The 19843-nt window shown below is 56.8% G+C and carries 16 protein-coding genes; 10 read left to right on the top strand and 6 right to left on the bottom strand.

The window, feature by feature from the left end:
- The first annotated feature begins 1 nt into the window (after position 1).
- From ACWNRM_RS10205 to ACWNRM_RS10160, 10 genes are all read left to right on the top strand, one after another.
- Positions 2-982 (top strand): toxin co-regulated pilus biosynthesis Q family protein, encoded by a 981-nt coding sequence (locus ACWNRM_RS10205; protein WP_485170639.1) that lies wholly within the window; start codon positions 2-4, stop codon positions 980-982.
- Positions 979-2658 carry a pilus assembly protein PilN gene (locus ACWNRM_RS10200; protein WP_485170640.1) on the top strand — a complete coding sequence of 560 codons (1680 nt, stop codon included), beginning with the start codon at positions 979-981 and terminating at the stop codon, positions 2656-2658. The genes ACWNRM_RS10205 and ACWNRM_RS10200 overlap by 4 nt, the downstream gene beginning before the upstream one ends.
- Positions 2658-3338, top strand: coding sequence for a type IV pilus biogenesis protein PilP (gene pilP, locus ACWNRM_RS10195; protein WP_485170641.1), 681 nt, complete (start codon positions 2658-2660; stop codon positions 3336-3338). The genes ACWNRM_RS10200 and pilP overlap by 1 nt, the downstream gene beginning before the upstream one ends.
- Entirely contained in the window at positions 3335-4501 is a 1167-nt protein-coding gene (gene pilO2 / locus ACWNRM_RS10190; protein ID WP_485170642.1) for a type 4b pilus protein PilO2, read from the top strand. The genes pilP and pilO2 overlap by 4 nt, the downstream gene beginning before the upstream one ends.
- Positions 4491-6161, top strand: a complete 1671-nt coding sequence (locus ACWNRM_RS10185; protein WP_485170643.1) for a GspE/PulE family protein — start codon at positions 4491-4493, stop codon at positions 6159-6161. The genes pilO2 and ACWNRM_RS10185 overlap by 11 nt, the downstream gene beginning before the upstream one ends.
- Positions 6158-7288 carry a hypothetical protein gene (locus tag ACWNRM_RS10180; protein ID WP_485170644.1) on the top strand — a complete coding sequence of 377 codons (1131 nt, stop codon included), beginning with the start codon at positions 6158-6160 and terminating at the stop codon, positions 7286-7288. The genes ACWNRM_RS10185 and ACWNRM_RS10180 overlap by 4 nt, the downstream gene beginning before the upstream one ends.
- A 140-nt stretch (positions 7289-7428) precedes the next feature.
- Positions 7429-7914, top strand: coding sequence for a type 4 pilus major pilin (locus tag ACWNRM_RS10175; protein ID WP_485170645.1), 486 nt, complete (start codon positions 7429-7431; stop codon positions 7912-7914).
- 18 nt (positions 7915-7932) lie between these two features.
- Entirely contained in the window at positions 7933-8403 is a 471-nt protein-coding gene (locus tag ACWNRM_RS10170; RefSeq protein WP_485170646.1) for a hypothetical protein, read from the top strand.
- Positions 8404-8413: 10 nt separating this feature from the next.
- Positions 8414-10081 (top strand): shufflon system plasmid conjugative transfer pilus tip adhesin PilV, encoded by a 1668-nt coding sequence (pilV, locus tag ACWNRM_RS10165; protein WP_485172207.1) that lies wholly within the window; start codon positions 8414-8416, stop codon positions 10079-10081.
- Positions 10057-10755 (top strand): transglycosylase SLT domain-containing protein, encoded by a 699-nt coding sequence (locus tag ACWNRM_RS10160; RefSeq protein ID WP_485172206.1) that lies wholly within the window; start codon positions 10057-10059, stop codon positions 10753-10755. The genes pilV and ACWNRM_RS10160 overlap by 25 nt, the downstream gene beginning before the upstream one ends.
- A 30-nt stretch (positions 10756-10785) precedes the next feature.
- Here the strand turns inward: ACWNRM_RS10160 and ACWNRM_RS10155 are convergent, their stop codons facing one another.
- The 6 genes from ACWNRM_RS10155 to ACWNRM_RS10130 form a co-directional block, all read right to left on the bottom strand.
- The gene (locus ACWNRM_RS10155; RefSeq protein ID WP_485170648.1) at positions 10786-13875 is read right to left on the bottom strand and encodes a zincin-like metallopeptidase domain-containing protein; all 3090 of its coding nucleotides are present in this window, start codon (positions 13873-13875) and stop codon (positions 10786-10788) included.
- Complete coding sequence (locus ACWNRM_RS10150; protein ID WP_485170649.1) at positions 13865-14038, bottom strand: hypothetical protein; 174 nt, start codon at positions 14036-14038, stop codon at positions 13865-13867. The genes ACWNRM_RS10155 and ACWNRM_RS10150 overlap by 11 nt, the downstream gene beginning before the upstream one ends.
- Before the next feature lie 65 nt (positions 14039-14103).
- Positions 14104-14670 (bottom strand): lytic transglycosylase domain-containing protein, encoded by a 567-nt coding sequence (locus tag ACWNRM_RS10145; protein WP_485170650.1) that lies wholly within the window; start codon positions 14668-14670, stop codon positions 14104-14106.
- Positions 14667-16607 carry a type IV secretory system conjugative DNA transfer family protein gene (locus ACWNRM_RS10140; protein WP_485170651.1) on the bottom strand — a complete coding sequence of 647 codons (1941 nt, stop codon included), beginning with the start codon at positions 16605-16607 and terminating at the stop codon, positions 14667-14669. Before ACWNRM_RS10140 ends, ACWNRM_RS10145 begins: the two co-directional genes overlap by 4 nt.
- Positions 16604-19123, bottom strand: coding sequence for a TraI/MobA(P) family conjugative relaxase (traI, locus tag ACWNRM_RS10135; protein ID WP_485170652.1), 2520 nt, complete (start codon positions 19121-19123; stop codon positions 16604-16606). Before traI ends, ACWNRM_RS10140 begins: the two co-directional genes overlap by 4 nt.
- Positions 19113-19520, bottom strand: coding sequence for a plasmid mobilization protein (locus tag ACWNRM_RS10130; RefSeq protein ID WP_485170653.1), 408 nt, complete (start codon positions 19518-19520; stop codon positions 19113-19115). The genes traI and ACWNRM_RS10130 overlap by 11 nt, the downstream gene beginning before the upstream one ends.
- Positions 19521-19843 lie beyond the last annotated feature (323 nt).

The raw sequence follows: 19843 nt of genomic DNA, 5'->3' as shown, positions 1-19843 counted from the left end.
GATGCGCGGTACTCTCTCCTTCGCCGCGGCATGCGCCCTCATCGCTATCGGGATTGCCGGTTGCGCCGAAACGCCTTTGGAAACAGCCTCTCAGGTTGCTCCTGGCATCCCCTTCCGCGATGCCTCGAAACTGACTGTCACGATCGCCGACATCCTTGCGGCCAGCCTCGCGCCGACGCGCTCCACGCTGTTGGTTGCCCCGGTAGGCGACACGGACCCGATGCATATCGGCCAATTGCTCAATGACAGTCTGCGTGAACGCGGCTTTGCCGTCTGGACCGATGGGACATCCTACGCCATGGCGCATGCTGTGCGTTATCGCATTGCACCGGTCGACGGCTATGTCCAGCTGGCCCTCTATGTGGATCAGGCAAGCGCGACCTGCCTTTACACCCACGATGCAGATCAGGTTCTCGTTTCAGTCGGCAGCTGCAGCGTGAGGCCGTCGCAGGCACTTACCCTTCGTATTCCTGACGACGCGCGCCTGACCCACCAGATGCTCGCCCAGGCGAAAGGGCCTTTGCCTCTAACGCCGGAAAGCGTCGGGCAGGTCTGGACGAACAAGGCAAGCGTAGGGGCTTCGAGCGTTGCGGGATCGCCGGCACCTTACGCTGCGCCTGTTTCCGCTGTCCCGCCTGGAGCAGCCGCAACGCAACTCACCACGCTTCCTGCCGCGGCACCCCCCGTTGTGGCTGCCTCTGCTCCGGTCATCCCGGTGCAAAACTGGACCCTCGTGGGCGGTCAGCCAATTCGCGATCAGATGCAGGCATGGGCCGATCGTGCCGGTTGGACGATCGTCTGGCCCGAGCGCCTCAACTGGCTCGTACCCGCAACAGCCAGTTTTACCGGAGACTATACAACGGTGCTTTCAGAAATCGTCACTGACATCGTCAAGGACGGGCGCTCCGTTCGCGTGCATTTCTATGACCCCAATCACACCGCAGTCGTCACGACGCCCGGTGGGGAGCAGCTGCCACAATGAACAGGAGAGTGCTGACCCTGACCGGGCTGCTCATGCTTTCGTCCTGCGGCGATTTCCAGGACGTAAACAAGATGCAAAGGGACAACGAAAAAGCGATCAGCGAGGCAAAAATGCCCGATGCGCCCGTTGTCGAGCATATCGATCGTCCCTGGCTCCTTGGCGATCTTATCCCGGCTCAGACCCAGATCCCTGCGATCCTGAAAGTCCCGGCGCGTCTAACCGTCAAGCGCCCGATCGCGCTGCGTGATGCGGTCCTTATGGCTGGCCGGGACACCGGCGTGGCCGTCACCCTGGATGACGACCTCGATAACACCCAGCCTGACACCCATACGCAGCTACCTGTTTCTTCATCGCCTTTGCAGGTCGGGGGTATGACGCTCCCTCCCCCGCCAGCCGCAAACTTTCTTCAGAATACCGCGGCAACGGCCCCCAGCGCACATTGGCACGGTATCGGTGACTGGTTCGCATATAGCGGCACCAGAGCCGGTCTCTTCGAGGCGCTCGCGACACGTTTTGGCGTCTACCAGAAGTTCGAGCACGATCACGTTCGCTTCTATCGCACCGAGACGCGCACCTTCGTCATTCCTGCTTTTGGCGGCAAGCCAACAGAGACGAGTGGCGGTGTGACCGCGATGACGGGGACAGGCCAGAACTCCGGTGGTGGTATGGGGGGCATGTCGGGAGGCATGGGTGGAATGAGCAGCGGGATGGGCGGAAGCTCTGGCGGCAGCTCTGGAAGCTCCACGGGATTTACCTCCTACTCCTCGAATACCAGCTACGACGCTTGGAAAAATATCCAGGCGACGGCTCAGATGGTCAGCGGGGGCGCCCAGATCATTGCGGACTCCTCGCTCGGACGACTATCTGCCAGAGGCACCCCGATCCAGCTGGACCGGCTCAAAGACTGGGCTGAGGGGCTTCAGCGCGACATGCTCAAGCAGGTGTCGCTCGAATTGCGTATCTATCAGGTCAAGGTGACTAATGAGCAGAACTACGGCTGGCAACCTGAACTGGGAGCCAAAGATGCAGCGAAGTTCTGGGGCATAGGAACGACTCCTGTTTCCTTGGTCCAGCCGCAGACCACCGATGTGCCGTTTAACCTCGGCGGATCGATCCTTGACACTGCGACAGGCGCCACCGGCCAGTTCCAAGGGACTAAGTTCGTGCTTCAGGCGCTCGCGCATCTGGGCGTGGTAGCGGACCATAACGAGCGAACGGCCGTCACCCTCAATAATCATCCAGCACCGTTCAACGTCAGTACGAACACGACCTATGTCTGCAATTCGAACACGGTGCTCGCCACAAATGCGGGATCATCGAGCAGCCTGCAGCAATGTGTCACTTCGGCAGGCATCACCGGGGACATCACGCCCCGCGTCGTCGATAACCGTATCATGCTCCATGTATCTCTGAACCTTCAGACCCTGCTCGGACTGAAAGACGTCAACAAGAACAATACCTATCTGCAGCAGCCCCAGACGGCGAGCAGCGTCTTCGAAAGCGAGGCAACGCTTGAATCGGGCAATATCCTGGTGCTGTCCGGCTACATCGACAACCAGGGCCAGAAGACCAAAAACGGCGTGGGCACTGCCGACAACTTCCTCCTCGGTGGCGGGGGTGACGCGCAGACGCAGAAGCAGATGATCTTCATTACCGTCAGGGCGAGGACTCTCTGATGCTGAAATTCCTTCCTCCCCGTCTTGCCCGGCTACGGGTAGCGGCTCCCGGTCTGATCCTCCTGCTCTTGGCTGGCCCGTGCCACGCACAGTCTCTTCCCGGCGAATGCGCGGGCATTCCAGCCACGCCCGGAGCGGATGAACTCGCTGCGCGTTTCGACCGCAATCTGAACTGCCTGCGTCTGCTCTCCCAGCTGGCCGATATCACCCACAAACAGAGCGATATCGCGCGCTCGCGAGCGGACATCTTCAAGGCCGAGCATCCGGAGAAAAGCCCGTCCCCCTCGGCGACGGCCTCGATGATGCCGGCCAATGCCATGTTCCCCAATGCGATGATGCCCCCTTCGCCGCCTCCACAATCTCGGGCGGAGCCTGAGACAAAGCCTCATCCTGCGCCTGCTCTGGCCCTGCCTCAGGTCGAAGCGATCGCAGGGGGCATTGGCGGCAATCACGCCTATCTGCGCATGGCTGACGGGTCGTCGGTCGTTGCGACACCCGGCACGCGTCTTCCTGGCAACATCGTCATACGCAAGATCACGGATGAGGACGTCATCGCAACGACACCCGAAGGCGAGAAGGCCCTCCCCTCCGTCTCGGACGCAGATACCGGCACGGCCACATCGACACCTGCAGCACCGCAGGGCATGCCCGGCTTTCCACGCTGGGGAGGCACGCCATGACCACAGCGCTGCATATCGACGATGCCTATTGGCTTGCGGGTCTGACATGGCGTCACAGTTACGGCCAGGCTGAGAAGGCAAGCATTATCCGTAATGGCCAATCGCGCCATGGGGCAACGCACATGGCGTGCTTCGAGCGGCGTGGCATTCATGAATACGGATTTTTCCGCCCGGCACTCGCGGTCAAGTTCAGCGAGCTGCGCTTTCTCGCCCCAACCGTCGCGGCCGCGTTCGATACCGCTGCCTGCATATCCTGCGCGCTCAACGAGAATGCGTTCTGGTTTCTCATTATAGACAAGGACGGCAGCATCCGGCCTGGCACGGATCTGGTCCTGACACCCGAGGCACTTGCAGAGAGGCTCCCGAGCTTTGGTCTCGACGAAAGCTTCCGGACAGTCGACCTCACCGAAGACGATCTCGTAGCTCTTCTGCGCAGCCCTGTCCCTTATGCCATTTCCTGCCGTTCGATCACACCACATCGCTGGAAAGCGCAGATCCTCAAGGCGGCCATGGCCGTGGCCGCGCTTTCGACCGGATGGGAGGCCTGGACAATCCATCAGCGCCATCTCCGCGAGGGAGATGCCACCCGCAACTGGCAGGCACAGCAGGACCGTTTCGCCCAGGCGCGTGCGGATGCCCTTCCGAATACGCCCTACCCGGCCGTGTGGCTCGCGGCATGTACCGCCGCCGTCAACCGGATCAGACCCGTTCAGTTCGGATGGGTCGAGGATGGCTGGAAATGCGCAGACGGCAGGGCAATCCTGCGGTTTACACGCACGGCCTACGCAACGCTCTGGCAGCACCCGGACGGGATCGTGACCAAGAACGGCGAGGAGATCCAGGTCGTTTCGACCATGCCTCCACTCCCTGGGCGAGGCGAGCATGCACAACCGCCCCGAGCAGATGCCGATCTCCAGCTCAGAGGGATCACGCAGTTCTATGGCGGTACGGTGCAGATGAAGATCAAGCCGCTCCCTGTTGCAGGGACCGCCCGCGTCACCAGTGCGGCAATGGCTGCCGATCTCGACTGGCGCCCCTTCGAAATGGATCTGCGCACCGCGCCGGCTCACGTCGACTGGGATCGTGTCAGCGGCCTGCGCCTGCGCGCGGTTGAATCGACGGCAAACGGATACCGAATTTCAGGAGATCTCCATGCGCGCTAAATCCCGCCAGCTGGCGCAAAAGGCTCAGGCCCGCCTTATCCCCACATCGCTGAGATCTGTCCTGTCGCGCGGAAAAAACGGGGCCGGAACAGCGGCGCAGTCCCCACGGAGCCTTCCCGCCAGCCTCAAGGACGAAATCCATGTGGATTGGGAACAGCGCCTGGTTTTTGGCCCCAGAGAAACCCTCGAGCGCCCCGCGTTCAGGGAATGGATCGCCAATCTGCACGAGGTGGAAACGCCGCCGGTCTTTCTGCGACCCGTACCGACCGCTCTCACCGATGTCGTACACATGCGTCGCGAAAGCCAGACCGGGCAGATCAGAAGCATCATGCCCATGCAGCACAACGTTGCTTCCTTTGACCGTATGCTCAATCATATCCGCGAAGCGGCCTCGTTCAACGCCAGCGACCTGCATATCCATCGACTCGAGGACGCGGCCCGCATCCAGTTTCGCATCGACGGTTCTTTGGCCGATGCTTGGGAAGTGACGCCCGCCGAAGCGGATAGTCTGGTCATTGCGCTCTGTCAGGGCATTGCGACGGACAGGTCGCAGGGACAATTCAATTTCGCCGACTTCCAGGACGCCCAGGTCGAGGGCAACGTTCTGGACGGCACCGGGCTCGCCAATATCCGTATCGTGCGCGGCCCCTGCGCGCCGGTCCAGCGCGGCGGCAACTTTGCCGTGCTGCGACTACAGGCTGCCAAAGCCCTCCGGCAGGCAGCCCAGCCAGCGTCGCATGTAGCACTCAGGACGCCGCGCGCGCCTGCAGAACCTGTGAAACTCGGGGAAATGGGTCTGTCAGCGACACAGATCGCCAGGATCTTCTATATTCTGGCCTCACCAAGCGGCGTGCTGCTCAATACAGGGCCCACCGGAAGCGGCAAGACAACGACGCTCTATGAGTGCTGCAAGCGCAAGGCGCAGGTCGATCCGGGACGGAGCCTGATTACGATCGAGCGCCCCGTCGAGATTCCCATGCCCTGGGCCAAGCAGCTCGCCGCCACCGAGGACACGTTCGACGTTATCATGGCGGCCGTCCTGCGCTCCGACCCTGACGATATCGTCGTGCAGGAAATCCAGAATATGCGTGTCGCGCGTATCGCGGTCCAGGCGGCTCTGACCGGGCATTTCGTCATGTCGACGATGCATGTCGGCAATCCTTTCGGCTACATGGCCCGTTTCGAATCCTTCGACGCGCAGGAATTCTCGATCAAATCCGTGGTCGAGAAGGATTTCGTACGCGGCGTCATCGCGCAGCGCCTCCTGCCCGTGCTTTGCCCGCACTGCTCCGTACCGTGGAACGCCGAAGATGGCCGTATCGATGAAAGGGATCGGGACGTTCTCGGCGCGTGGGGCGATCTGTCGACATTGCGCCAGACGGGCCCCGGATGTTCGCATTGTCGCGCCGGGCGTATCGGTCGGCGCGCGGTTGCGGAGGTCGTGGTTGTCGACGCGCAACTGAACCGGGATTTTGTCGAGCTCGGTGTCGAGAGGGCAAAAACGCGCTACCGGCAGCGACCTGATGCCGATCGACCGATGATCGTGACTGCGCTCGAGCGCGCATTCAAAGGCGAATTCGATCTCAGGGACGTCCGTCAGATTGTCGGCGCTTTTCCTGCATCGCCGCAACATGTCTACGATGGAGATTTCGCGGAATGAGCATCGAACTCATCTCTGAAGGGCGCACCGGCGCTTCCGCACAATCGTGGTGGCCCCCGCGTATTCCCGATAGTTGGCATATGCGCTGGTCGAGGCGCGACACCATCTACGCGATGATCGCCGCACGTCTGCACGGTACCAGAAGTGCGGCGGATATCCTCGACATGCAGATCGAGGAATGGGAGCGTCTGCGTCAACGCGGTACAGCGCGTGTCGGACGTATGATCGCGGACGATATGCGTCGTCACGGTCGCACCTTCAGCCAGGCCATGGCACCCTATGCGCCGGCAAACGAGATCATGACGATCGCGTCGGGCGAGCAATCGAGCCGTTTGGGGCTGGCGCTCGATCTGGTGCGCGATGTCGCCTCACGTATCGATCGCATGCTCTCCCTGGTGCGCGCGGCTCTGATGCAACCTGCGGGTAATCTCGTTCTGGCCTATCTCTTCCTCTATTATCTGGGCGCGAGCATCGTACCCAAGATCGAGCACTCTCTCCCTGCCGGAACCGAAATTTCAGGGCTGACAGCCTTCACCTTCCATTCCGCAGCCTTTGCCGCCTCGGGATGGGGGCTGAGCCTCCCTCTAGTCGCTGCCCTGCTGGTTTTCGCGGTCGTAAAAAGCCTCCCGCGCTACACGGGGCAGTTCCGTCTATGGCTCGAAACCATGCCGCCCTGGTCGATCTACCGCGATCTCACGGGATATGCCTGGCTCATCAGTTTCATGGCGCTCGTCGACGCGAATATGTCGGAAACAGAGGCGTTGCGCCGTCAGATCGACCACGCGACCCCTTGGCTACGCAGCCGCCTCGAGGCTTTGCTCCCACTTATGACCGGCAAGACGGACAAGGGAAGCCTGCTTCCCGAGGCCCTGGTTCAGACAGGATACAATTTCCCATCTCCCGCCCTGATCAGTGAGATCAGAGCGGTCTGGAATACGCCGGACGGGTCGAAACGGCTCCGCGAAGGTCTCGATGCCTGGGCGATCCGTATGGAGAAGCAGATCGAGGTCCAGGCCAAGCTTTTGGGCTTTCTCGCACAGGCTTCGGTTGAGGGCATTATTCTTCTCTTCGTTGTGGGCTCGACAAATCTCGGCAGTCAGATTTCGGCCGGAGTGACCGGAGGATGACGCCCCCGCGCTATGCCTGGCCGCGTCGTCTTGATCCCGGGTGGCAGCCTGCCCGCCTCCGCTCGTGCCCGACGGGCAGCATACAAGACCGGCTTCCAGTCATTCACCCTCGAATTATCTAACCCTAATGGAGAACACCTATGGGCAATAGCAATATGCTCTCGTGGATATTGACAGGTATCGTATCCCTTCTGGCGATCGTCGCGGTCGGCGTCGGGTACTACAAGGTTACGTCGAACGATAATCTGAGCTCAGCCAGTCACGAAGTCTCGGTGATCGCCGCAGACGTTCGGCAGTATTATGTCGGCGTCGGTGCAACCGATTTTTCCGATCTGAGCAATCAGGTTGCCATCAAGGCTGGTGCGAGCGACTTCGCGCAGAGCGGTACCAGCAATATCACGCTGCCCTGGCCGAACAGCACGCTGACCCTGAGTGGAACCACGAACACCTTCACCGAACTTGCGACCAATGTTCCAGCCTCATTCTGCGCGCCTTTCGCACGTGGGAAAAAGACCATCTCCGTGACCGTTAACGGCCAGCAGCTCGCGCCCACGGACACGGCCGGCATCGCCCAGGCCTGCGGGGCGACCGATCAGAACACCGTCGCTTTCGAATTCTCTCAGTAACAGGGAACGCAGGCGACAATGCCGGTCATCTTTCTCGTCTTCGGTCTGCTTATTCTGCTGGATGCGCTTGGCGTGGAGGATGGTCTGCGCCCTCCTGCCGGACCGATGACGTCTTCCGTATCCGATCAGGCTTATGGAAATGCATTTCTAACATATCAGGCGGCGGTGGTTGATGCCGTGCAACAAAATGGCATCAGCGGTAGCTCGGTGGCCGTTGCTATTCCGTCGGTTGCCGGGGGGCGGAATATCGCCCTTCCAGGTGCGGGTAACGTCGTGAGCCAGAGTGGCAATACGATCACGATCGCCGTGTACGCCGCACTGACATCCAGCCAGTTGCAGGCGACAATCGCACAGTCGGGGGGTAACGCGACGCTCGGCTGGGCGCGTAGCGGACAATGGGTGTCACCGCTTTACGGTCAGATGGGACCGATACCCCTTTCAGTGCCGGACCGCGATGCCGTGTCCTTCATCGCACTCAACCGGAACTGAGGATACGAACATGCCATCCAATCTTCTCGGACTTCTCCTCATGACCCTCGCCTCGGCCAATATGACCACGCGATATGCCGGGACGGTGAGCGACAATCTCGACCAGAGAACCATGGCGCTGACGGCCGAGACTTTTCAGGACCTCCTGCAAGGCGCCAACAAATACGTCCAGGAGCATAGCGGCGACCTCCAATCGGCGATTGGGGTAGGCAGCTATAAAACAATCCTGCTGAGTGATCTTGTCAGCGATAATGACCTTCCGCCTGGCTTCAGCCTTGGCAACAGCTACGGGCAACAATGGCAGGTTGTCGTTCAGCAGCCCCAGAGCGGCGTGCTCAGGGCACTCGTATATTCCAATGGCGGCACAAGCCTCTCAGCGAAGGCCGAGGCGGGAATTGCCGGGATGACAGGCCATTACGGAGGCTTTGTTCCCTATAACGGGATGTATGGCAACCTGAACAGCAGCATGGCCCAGGGAGCGGGAGGCGCATGGAGTCTTTCTCTTTCCGGCCTGCCCAACCCGGGACCCGGCCACCTTTACGGTCTGACCACCTACGACAACGGGTCCCTCGTCAGCAACGACTACCTCTATCGCCACGCTGTCCCCAATCATCCCGAATACACGACCATGGCGACGACGCTCAATATGGGCGGCAACGATGTCCGCAATGCAGGCAGTGGACAGTTCAATGGCGCCATTGGAACCAACGGCATCGATCCCAGTTCGCATTTTCCTGGTTGGGGCGGCGGTGTAGCAGCGAGCGAAATTGATGCTCGATGGTCAATCGGCGCAGGTGATTACGGGCAAGCGCCAGCAGCTTGGATGAACTGGAACGGCGATGCCGGTTTCAATAGAAATGTTGGTGTAGGAAATAACCTCTGGGTTAACAACACAATAGGAACGAACAAAATACAAGTAAATCCGGGTAACAACCTGTGGGTCGGAAGCAACAGTATATACGGTGATGGTAGCAACATTTCATTACGCACTGGCGGGGCTGCCTTCGTGCAGCATCAGGATGGTACAGCCGCGGACATTCATTCCCAGAATAACTACATCAACACGCTTTACGCGAATGGGGCCGTCCTTCCTTCTGGCGAGAGTCTCTCTATCGGCAGCGGGGCTCTTTACGGAGATAGCCAGAATTTAGCGCTGCGCCCGGCTGGTGGCAGACTCTATTTGCAGGATAGATTTAATGGTGGAACTGCTGGCCTATACGGCGGACAAATTGAGACGACCCAAGGCGTCGTATATGACACTACGGATGCCAATCCGGGCTATGGGTGCGGTCCCAATGGAAGAGTTGCAGCCAAATATGATGGTAGCGGCGAGCCGCTAGCCTGCATCAACGGCAAATGGTCATCAATGACCGCAACATTCAACAATGGATCATGGGTTTCCGGGTGGCTGGGGTTCAATACGACGAATGGCCCATTCACGAATTACGCGGCTTCGGCTGCTGCACTGAATGTGATCTGCCCACAGCGAGTGAGTGACCTCCGTATCCAAATCATCATGGACGGCACTGTTATGTGGGATAGCGGCGGCTATGTCGGCAGCGGGTACAGCACCACACAATCGGGAAGCGTGATCATTCCGACTGGCAAATCATATTATGTGATCCTAACAGGATATCCGAACGAGAACGGGCAATGTTATATTGCGGCAAGGTGGTAATCGTGCTTCCGCCCTGTGTGCATATTGCCGAAGCCGCTTATCACGTACCACGATCAACCTTGGAGCTAGTATCATCACGTCATCAAGGCGGTGTCGGCCCCATGGGTATCCAAGAGGGTTGGATGCCTATCCTAGAGCGGGCTGGCTTCGAGATTCATGCGGTTCGAACTAATGCTTGCTGGAACATCATCGCAGCGGCGTGGATTATATCAGGCAGTTCGTCCGGCGTCAGACACTCACCCCACACCCCCCTCCTACCGCAAGGCCCGCTTACTCAACTAAGCGGCGAGCTATCAGCGTGTGTCGCCAATGCCGCACGCCTCAATCGGATACCGGAGGGCATCTTTCGGGCAGTCCTTATGACGGAGGGGGGGAAGAGCGGATTAGCTCACCGCAATAAGAACGGTTCTGAAGACCTGGGCGTAGCCCAAATCAATACAAGCTGGCTCCCCACATTGTCGTCTCAAGGAATCACCAGAGATCGGCTTATGAATGATGGCTGTCTTAATGTAAGCGTTGGGGCATGGATTCTCGGGCGAGAATTAGCCAATGCCGACAATACAGACGCAAATGATTTGTGGCGCAGGATAGGGAACTATAACTCACACACACCAGATAAAAATATTGCTTACCAAAACAGAGTGTGGGCAAATCTGCAACTAATATCCAAATAAGAAACCCCGCCTCTCGGCGGGGTTTTTGCTTTATCTCGATATCCTTCTTCCTATCTTCTGACTATTCCCCATCTCCCTTACAGATGCAGTGTTGGCACTCTGCTGCGCCACCTTTTGACCTGCATCCATAGGATTGTGCGGAACGTTAGTCGAAATTCCCTTTATGTCTCGAAACGCCGTGATCGCATCTTGAACCACAGCGCTTTGTTCCTCACTCTTGGATATTGTTGACGCCAAGTTATTTCCATGGTCGTGCCGCTCACGCGCAGCGCGGGCCTCTGCACGTGCCACGCTCTCATCCAGCTCGCGCACCAGACCCTGCAATCCCTCTTTCTGAGCCACGTCGTTCCAATCAATTCCTTCCTGAGCCGAGCCAAAAGTTGGAAGGATTGCAAGCCCATTAGACTGCTTCGCTGCTTCCTCTGCCTTTATCTGCCCGACATTGGGACGTGGCGGATTTTTCAGAGGCAAATGTCTATCGTCGTCACCCGCAATATAGAGCGCGGCATCTGGATTCTGCTCACGCAGTTCCTTTGCGACGGCAACGAGATTGGATGCGTTAAACGCAACAGCCACAGGATCGCTCGTGGCATCATGCACAGAAACTGCGGTAGCATAGCCTTCGGCGATCCATTGAGGACGCCCTTGTTTGCTCGCCTGATGGTCTCCAATCATGGCGTAAAGACCATTAACCTGGCCTCCTGGGAGGAAGCCTTTCCAGCCGTCTTCCTTGATCACCTGCACCGATCTCACTTCGCCATCTCGACGCTGCATCGGTAGCAAAAGATCACCCTCCCGAATGCTGTGGTTTTTCGCGCCAAGGTGGCTGTCTGCGACTGCCACGGTTGCCGCCGTCGCTTGTAGCAAGCCATGTGGCTTGACGCCTTTGGAGACAAGGTAGGGATGGTCTGCCGATGCCGGAGTGGCAACAGATAACAAGGCCGCCGCTATTCCCGCTGCCTGTTGATGCTTTTGGGCTTCGGCCTTTTCGCGAATTTCTCTGCTACGTGCAGCATTGGCGATGAGTTCGCGGCGCTCCGCCTCGGTTATAGAAGACTTGGCCGATGCCTTCCAATTCTGCTTCTCGCCGGTCTTATGGTTCTCGTACCACCCAGCCGGTCGGCCATCCGTATAAGCTCGATAGGCTCCGCTGCGCTCCCTCCCCGTATCACCCTCGACCGGCACTCGATGCAATGCACCATCCATCTTCGGTGCCGCATCCAGCCTAAATCCCGCGACCTTCAAGGCTTCAGCAAACTCGTCTTCAGGAGCTATTGAGCTATCCGTTACCTGCCCGCGCATCCATTGCGCGAAAGGAGCTGCATCGGCTCCGGTTGGGACGTACCACGATTTGGCGTTCTTATCCCATTTGGCACCCTGGGCCTTGGCGGCGTTACGATCCTCCCATGGCACAGAAAGATAAACGCGCTCGTCAGACGCTTGCGCGAGGCTTTGCGCTACTTTCTCGCCCTGCGCTGGGAGCCACCGGGCAAATGGGCCGAGTGCGGAACCTTCGGGCACGTACCAAGTCTTCTCGGCCTTGTTCCACTTGGCTCCCTGCGCCTTGGCGTGATCTTTTTCTTCGAAAGGCACCACGATAGGAGTGTCTTCATCGGCCACACCCATATCGGCCACCTCAGTAGGTTGCTCGGGGATTACGGGATTTCTGCTCAGTGCATCAATTGCAAGCGTGTCGATTAGGTGAGACCAAGGTTTCTCTCCCTGCATCGCATTCCGTGCGATCGGGTTCAGACGTTCGGCCTGAGGGACGAACCAAGCCGGTCTTTCGCTGCTGGCTGTTGACTTCAGTGCGTCATAGATCACCGATGCAAATTCAGCCTCCGCCTGCCCCTTCTCGGCAAGCATTATGCCTTGGTGGTAATCACCGCCTCGCAACAATGCTGCGGCATCAAGCGTTGCTTGATCGAAGCCGAACTCGGTCCCAAGAGCCTCGGTCCAGTTTCCGACTTTCTGTGCGTTGGAAAGCATGACACTGGCAACGGCAGGCGTGATTTCTTCAGCAGTCCAGATCGATCCAAGCATTTTTGCTTCCGTTTCAATCTGTGAGGCCGTCCAACCTGCATCCTTCCCCAGAATACGGTCGGTCATGAGTTTCAGAGCGTCGTCATACGCTTGCTCATCGAAACTAAGGCTCCTGCCCTCCGCCATCCTGTCCTGAAATTCCTGGGCGGCGTTGACGTTCTGCTGTTGCTGCTGCTTTTGGCGCAAAGGATCGAACTGCATGATATATGCTCCGATTTTCTGCGCGTCAGCGGATGCGCGTAAAATCTCTGTCGGGTCTTCCTCAAGCGCCTTGATCCAACTGCCGATATAAGCAACATTTTGATCTGGATCGTAGCGTATCCCCAGCTCATCCGCCAAAATAAGGCTTGCGATCTCCGCTCTCAGCTCTTCTCGCGCATATCCCGGCGACCCAAACGGATTGCTCAAATCACGAGCGAGCCGGTCTTCATGGCCCGTCCAGTGCCCTAACTCGTGCAATGCCACGCCATAATATAAATCTTGCTCTGCAAACTGGCTCTTTTCCGGCAGAACGATTGCATCCAGCTTGGGGCTATAATACGCCGCATTTCCAAGTTTGTGCTTTATAACAGCGCCCGAATTGGAAAGGATTCCTTCAGCTCTTTCGTGTAATTCCCACTCGTTATTTACCGCCCGTGTCAAAGATGCAGGCAGCCCTTCAATCTGACTGGCATTGAATACCGTAAAAGCTCGTACCAACGGATAGTCCAGCTTCACAACTTGGCGTACTTCCTTTCCTTCCGCATCCTTCACAGGTCGTCCTTGAGCGTCGAGAACCTTCCTCTCTTGCGTCCACTGCCAGTACCGAAGCTGTGTACCCTTCTCTCCCTTGCGGACCTGGGCATCAACGCCGGACGCTTGATCGTAAGTCATCCAACGATTGTCGCTGTAACCCTTGTTCTCCTGCTGAGCGAGCAAGTAGAGCGTGTTACTTCCCTTGTATGTCACGCCAGATATCGGGTTGTATGGTAAAAAGCCTCGGCCATCCCACGGCTTTTGCCACGGTGCGGTGCCCTTCTTGAGCTGCGTTATGATCGCGTCTGCAATCTTCTGCGCATAGTCTGCATCATTCTTCATTGTCGATCTCTCCCACGAGATCGATGTTCGCTGCCTGGACCTCTTCGAGCGATAGGGCGTCTTCTGTAAATGCGCCTTGCTGGGTTGCTTCCGCCTGGCTGACTTGAGCGACTGCGCCCGGTATCGAGATATCGTCAATGTTTTGGGTGATACGCGGAACCATGTTGGCCTCCTATTTAAGACACGCCATTTTGCTATTTCGGATAACTAAGTACAAGCAATCTCTGACTACCTTATGGATGAAACCTGCCTGAAGTAGTCCTCTGGAATCCCAATCTCCGTCTCGATTTGATAGGGGCTTGTCGTTTTTTTGAACTGGCCGGAGGGTCCGGCCCAGCGCCGGATTTCATGCGGATTCACCTTGATATAATACCGCGCCACATAGCCATTTTCGAAGCCCGCCAAAGGCGATCCTGTATTGTAGTATGAAAGGGCGACCTGTAGGGCGTCTTGGCCTTGATGCCCTGCCCGTAAGGCTCTCGCAAAACCAGATGCGAGGATAGACGCGCCTGCGTGTATATTGTCGCAAGGTCTGAATGCCTGAGAAACAGACATACCCAACGCGTGTAAATTTCGGCTATTGACCTGCATCAGTCCAATATCGACACTATGCCCAGCAGATATAAGACGTTCGACCGTCTTTATTGCGTCAGATACATCGCGTGGTGACGGAGGATTTTCCCCGCTATTGTCGTGTATTGCGAGTTCATTGCCACCACTCTCAACGCCAATCACAGCGTCTAGGGTGGATGGTGCCACAAAAGCTGCACAGGCGGCGAGAAGCGGCCCGATCATACCGGCACTCGGTAGGCACTTGGCAGGGCCGGAGCTTGCTGACTTGCTCTTGGCGCTATCTGGGAAGATAGGATACGATCCGTCGCCTGAGGCGGCGACACCTTTGCGCGGGCGAGAAATGTTGCATCTTGAAAATACAGAGGCTGAGTCCCGTAGATAACATTGTGGCCCGCAACGAAAACAAGCATATCCCCGGCTTCGACAATCATATCACGGGAGTCTTTCTTGGGTGATTTCATTGTAGATACCTCGTGCGGCGTCATAAGCGGTCGAGATACGTTCTGGTATGACCGACTTACGCTATCTGTCATGCCAAACTGCTTGCCGCTCTCCGATATGTCTTCAGCCGTTACCGTCATGGTGCCGGTCATCGCACTGATCTCGTCCGCAGTTTCTTGACGGTTGGGTGCATAAACAACCCGCACATGACAATTCGAGGTTATCGCCTCGTTGTCTGTGTATTCTTTCCACAACTGGTTGAAGTCCTGAATAACAACATAACATTTTATGCCGTACCCAGCGACGAACGCCATACTTTCCTCAAATACTTCCAACTTCTTGAATGACGGAAATTCATCCATCATCATCAATAACCTATGTTTGTGCGGCCTAATAGGCTGATTATTGCCATCGAAAGTCAAAGGATCACGAGTCAAGACACGCATGATTTGATTCATCATCAGACGAACAAGCGGCCTAAGTCTTTCCTTGTCAGATGGACGGATAACGAAATACAAAGTTACCGGGTTATCGCTATTTACAATATCCCATACTTTAAAATCACTAGAGCTTATATTCTTCCTTATGATGGGGTCTCTGTATATATTGAGAAACCTTTTCGTTGTGGACATAACGGAAGTATATTCTTCCTCTCCCCGTTCAATCAGACCGATCATGTCTCTCGCGGTCTGGCCGATTACAGGATCAATCTCATTGGTCTCGGGAAGACGATAGGCAAGCATTTCATCCCATAGATCACGATCCTTTTTTGTTGGATCAGAAAGCGACCAGCCTATATCGAACAAAGACGGCGCTGGCTGACCTTCCGAAAAAGCCAGCCTGGAACGATACAATATGAGGCCGACCAGAAGACTGTGCGCGCTTGATGCCCAATGATCTCCCTCGATACCTTTCCCGTCAGGATCAACAATAATAGTGACGAGGTTCTGGATATCCCCGACCTCATATGGCGTATTCAATCTCACTTCAGATAGTATGTTATATCCGCACGAACCATCAGGGCTCGCAGGGTCAAATCTTAGAACAATATTACCTGCATGTTTCTGACGCCAACCAGAAGTCATCGCCCATAATTCGCCTTTGATATCATGAACGACTGCTGATCTCGTCCAAGATAGCAACGTAGGCACAATCAAACCTACGCCTTTGCCCGATCTGGTAGGAGCCACAACCATAACGTGCTCAGGCCCCTCATGTCTGAGGTATCGCAGGCGGCCTGCTGGATCAGTCCAGCCGCCAACTGTGACAGCATTGCTTGCCGCTGCGTCAGGCAATAGCAATCCGGCTGCGCTGATTTCAGCTTCTGTTTCAGAAAACCTTGCCGTGCCGTGCAATCCCTCTACCGGCGCAGCTTTACGGCGTCCGGCACTCATCATCGCACCTAGCCCTATTATGAGTGTGAAGGCCACGCCCCCGAACACGCACCAATCGAGCATGTAAAAGTGAGCCTTATCATACACACCCAATCGCAACTGCCAGCCGAGCCACGATAAAGGCGTATAGAACCCACCCGCGCTTGGCAGGCCAAGATAGGACGGGTCTCGTCCAAACCGACCTGCCACATAATGCGTGGCGGCCCCGTTGATCGCTATGACGCCCAAACCCATAGCAGTCAAAAAAAGCAATTGTCGAAGACCAGCTTTCTTAGGCTTCGCGGGCTTCCCTCGCTGCATTGCGGGAATCACAGTTTGGCTCATCTGCGTTGTCCACTTCTAACAGTCTTCGCAATATCTTTTTTCAGCTCGATCATATCTCCCGGCTGCGCTGAAGCCGGGTCTTTCATCTGCGCAGCGTTGACCGGCGCTGCGACGATCTCCGTGTCTGTCTCAACCAGCATGACGGTCTGACGATTTGACATTACTGCCATCTCAACAAAGCTCCCCTTGATCGTCTCACCATCTGCAAGCGTTCTGTGTTGCTTTATCGGATAACTTGATCTGTTGATAGAATTTCGTTCCGAAATGAATTTTCTCAGTGGGTCGTCTTCATCGTTCTGGCTCCCGAGCCATTTGGCGAAAGGGGCCTGATCCACTCTAGGAGGCACATACCAAGACTTTGATACGGCATCCCATCGCGCACCGCGCTCTTTCGCCTCGTCCCGTTCGGCGTATGGAACATCCAAGAGAACCTTCTGATTGGAGAACCGCCCATTCCCATCCACGTATTGAGCCAAACCCATCGCCTCAGGATCGACACCAGCAGGGACAACCCATGTCTTTGTGGCAGCATCAAATTGAGCCCCAGAATCACGCACGAAATCGCGATGCTCTTTGGGAACGATAAGTGTAATTCCGGGTCCGGCTGGGTCCGCACCTTTCTCTGCGAGGTTCCAAGCCGCGAAAGGCTCAAGGTTGATACGCGGAGGAACGAACCACCTTTTGATAGCCGCGTCCCATCGCGCGCCGCGCTCTTTCGCCTCGTTTCGCTCGCTTGGTGGGACCACAAGATAAGTCGCCGTCTGTGAGAAACGCTGCTCGTCCGCCTCTCTTCGCGCTACCGCTGCGACCCGCCTCGCCTCCATATCTGCATCAGCAAACCGTATCGTCGCTCCTGGCACTGACGCCGCCTGAGCAAGCGCGTCCTTGAATTCTTCTGTGCCATCCACCTTCAACGGTCGATCAAAACGCTCGGATGCCAAGACAAGGGCCAAGGCTGCTGAACCGGCGCTTAGCTCGTTGACTGTAATCTCCTTCGCCCGGTCATCGACTTTCCCGCCATCTTCGGTTTGATAGACAATCACCCCGTCTTTTCTGACGTATTTTTGTACGTTCTTGAGAACGATATCCTTCCCAGCCGACCAGTCCTCGGCACGCAGCAAATTACGAGCGAAAGTATCCCTTCTTTTTTCGATCTGCCTGAGTATTTTTAGGGCTTCTGCATTCCCTTCTTCGACCTCGCTTATGAGATAGTCATACCAATTCGGGGTCTTGTTGGCTTTCCTGACTTCATCTCGCTCGCGTGCAGCATCCTCCTTGGATTGGCGAATTCTCTCTTTCTCTGCATTGATCCGCGCTTGCTTTTCTTGAGGCGTGTAGTGCCGCATCCGCGCATTTTCACGGTGCCCGCGCAAATCCCCTTGGGCAGATGCCCGAACGGCCTCATGGCGATCCCGAATATCCTTTAACGCTTCCTCTCTACGGCGCGGGGCCTCTTCTTTCTCGACCAGATAAGCCGCCCATAATGCTTCCGCCTCGGGACTGCGCTTAATCGGCTCAGGCCCATACTTTTTCTTGGGACTGGCGGGCTTAACACGGTCAGGGCCATCTTCGGCAGCACCCGCCCCCTCTCCCGCCTGCACCGTCTGGCTATCGGCGTCATCGACGTGAGGCGCAGGCACTTCAGTATCATTCACCAGCTCGATATTCTCCGGTGGAAGGTATGCGCCAAGACGATCCTGCAAACGCTTGACAGACAGCGTGCGGTCTATGTCTGAGGCTTTGATAGCCAGCGCCGGGTTGCTTTTAGTGCAGACTACCAAGCCCGCCCCGTGTTTTTTGATCAGTAGATCGAACTGGTCAGCCGCCTCATGAATCTCATGCCAGCTCGCAGCATTGATCAATGCGTCCTTGGCGTTGTCGCGCACCCAGCGCAACAGGCTCTTTTCGCCTCCGTGAGCCTCCTTGTCGGCAGCACCACCACGAACAACCGTACCGTCCGGCATCGTGACTTTTGGGGCATGTGTCCGAGTGAGGTTGTGTTTCTCTTCCAGACGGGCACACGCAGCCATGAGTTTTGGAAAATCACGACGCGGCGTGATGACCCTGCGGCTATCTGGATGAACCTTATTGATGGCCACATGGATATGCAGGTGGTCCTGATCGTCGTGTATTGCTGATAGCCGCTGATGATCTTCGAGACCTATGGCCTTGACCAGAGCATCCTCGACATCCTGCAACTGCTCTTTCTGCGGCCTCTCCCCAGGCGGAAAGGATATCACCAGATGATAATTTCGATCCGCCTTTGACGGGAGGGCGCTGCCTTGTGTTGCCTCCACGAGCAATATGGCATCGGCCATAGTGGTAACACCGGGCATATTCGTGAAACGGACACCATCATTCGCGACCTTGGCGCCATCATGGCCGCTATCTGCGGCATAAGAAGCCAGACGCCCCCAGCCCTCGACTGCGGCGCTCTGCTTGGCCTCATTACCTACGTATTTGCCGAGCCGAGCAAAGCTATCCTTCGTCTTGCGGCTAACACCCTTAGCGATCACGATGCACCGTCACTTTCTCGCGCATGAGATCAATCAACGAGGCCAGCTCGCTTTGCAGCTCAAGCGTTCTGTCGAGCGCAGCCCGAACCTCATCTTCGGATACGGCCTGCCCTGGCTCTTCCACCAGCCAGAGCTTGAAAAGACCGCCCATGCGGCCAAGGTCGCCCCGGATGCGGAAGGCTTCGATAATGGCTTCCTGATCGAGCAGGCTAGGTGGCTGATAGCCGAGAGCTATCTTCCGCATATAGGCTGATACAGGCAGTCGAACAGCTCGGGCTGTCTTCTCGATTGCTAATCGCTCTTCCTCCGTGACCCTGACTTTCAATGGGGCCTTTGCAGACCGAGGCCCACTGTCCTTTCTCCGCCGCTCAGCCCTGACGGCAGATTTCTCAGACATATCATCGTCCCCCTAATGCGTTGAGCCGCAGGCGAATAAGCTGCTGCCCGGTACCGGGCAGCCTATCTTGCCTTCTGACGCCAAGTGAATTTTGGTGAATCTCGGTGAATGATGCAAGGATATTGCGGTTTGGGGGTTCCGTTACCGAGATTCACCGAGTATCACCGAGATTCACCGAGATTCACCGAGATTCACCAAGATAGAGCGTCGGCTCAGGGGTTGAGTCGTCCGAAAAGAAAAAACCAACCCAAGTAGATTTTGTTGTCATATATGATAATAAACGGTGTGCTTTAAAGCACTCCGATGATAGAGTGTTTGGAAGG

Source organism: Asaia sp. A2 (assembly GCF_057319415.1).
Note: the sequence above shows the minus strand (reverse complement) of the source record. Positions and strands in the feature narration are given on the sequence as shown.

Coding starts and splice junctions, on each gene's coding strand:
- ACWNRM_RS10155 (WP_485170648.1), bottom strand. CDS start 13,875: ATGAAGAATGATGCAGACTATGCGCAGAAGATTGCAGACGCGATCATA.
- ACWNRM_RS10140 (WP_485170651.1), bottom strand. CDS start 16,607: ATGAGCCAAACTGTGATTCCCGCAATGCAGCGAGGGAAGCCCGCGAAG.
- ACWNRM_RS10160 (WP_485172206.1), top strand. CDS start 10,057: ATGTTATATTGCGGCAAGGTGGTAATCGTGCTTCCGCCCTGTGTGCAT.
- ACWNRM_RS10185 (WP_485170643.1), top strand. CDS start 4,491: ATGCGCGCTAAATCCCGCCAGCTGGCGCAAAAGGCTCAGGCCCGCCTT.
- ACWNRM_RS10170 (WP_485170646.1), top strand. CDS start 7,933: ATGCCGGTCATCTTTCTCGTCTTCGGTCTGCTTATTCTGCTGGATGCG.
- ACWNRM_RS10145 (WP_485170650.1), bottom strand. CDS start 14,670: ATGATCGGGCCGCTTCTCGCCGCCTGTGCAGCTTTTGTGGCACCATCC.
- ACWNRM_RS10175 (WP_485170645.1), top strand. CDS start 7,429: ATGGGCAATAGCAATATGCTCTCGTGGATATTGACAGGTATCGTATCC.
- ACWNRM_RS10150 (WP_485170649.1), bottom strand. CDS start 14,038: ATGGTTCCGCGTATCACCCAAAACATTGACGATATCTCGATACCGGGC.
- pilV (WP_485172207.1), top strand. CDS start 8,414: ATGCCATCCAATCTTCTCGGACTTCTCCTCATGACCCTCGCCTCGGCC.
- pilO2 (WP_485170642.1), top strand. CDS start 3,335: ATGACCACAGCGCTGCATATCGACGATGCCTATTGGCTTGCGGGTCTG.
- ACWNRM_RS10205 (WP_485170639.1), top strand. CDS start 2: ATGCGCGGTACTCTCTCCTTCGCCGCGGCATGCGCCCTCATCGCTATC.
- ACWNRM_RS10130 (WP_485170653.1), bottom strand. CDS start 19,520: ATGTCTGAGAAATCTGCCGTCAGGGCTGAGCGGCGGAGAAAGGACAGT.
- ACWNRM_RS10200 (WP_485170640.1), top strand. CDS start 979: ATGAACAGGAGAGTGCTGACCCTGACCGGGCTGCTCATGCTTTCGTCC.
- ACWNRM_RS10180 (WP_485170644.1), top strand. CDS start 6,158: ATGAGCATCGAACTCATCTCTGAAGGGCGCACCGGCGCTTCCGCACAA.
- pilP (WP_485170641.1), top strand. CDS start 2,658: ATGCTGAAATTCCTTCCTCCCCGTCTTGCCCGGCTACGGGTAGCGGCT.